This window comes from Burkholderia semiarida (assembly GCF_029268935.1).
GTDB lineage: Bacteria > Pseudomonadota > Gammaproteobacteria > Burkholderiales > Burkholderiaceae > Burkholderia > Burkholderia semiarida.
In genome coordinates, this window is record NZ_JAHLCL010000025.1 from 1 (window position 1) to 450 (window position 450).

General features: G+C 69.6%; 1 pseudogene. It reads left to right on the forward strand.

The window, feature by feature from the left end:
• Positions 1–450: pseudogene (locus KPB06_RS34455) on the forward strand (hypothetical protein); the annotation flags it as partial.

Below are 450 nucleotides of genomic sequence, written 5' to 3' on the forward strand. Positions count from 1 at the left end.
CACCTGTTGCCGTGTTCGCCACGGTCCCGACGAGACCGCCAAGCCCACCCGTCGCACCGCCACTTCCGCCAAGACCACCGAGCGCACCGGTTACCGTACCAACTACGCCACCAAGCCCGCCAGTCGGATTGCCAACGCCGCCCAAGGCGCCCGTCACCGTACCGACTGCGCCGCTTGCCGCGTTGCCCACCGTCCCGACAATGCCGCCGAGACCGCCGGTCCCGCCACCACCGATACCACCCAGTGCGCCAGTCAGCGTTCCGACTGCACCTGTTGCCGTGTTCGCCACGGTCCCGACGAGACCGCCAAGCCCACCCGTCGCACCGCCACTTCCGCCAAGACCACCGAGCGCACCGGTCACCGTGCCAACTACGCCACCAAGCCCACCGGTCGGATTACCGACACCACCCAAGGCGCCCGTCACCGTACCGACTGCGCCGCTTGCCGCGT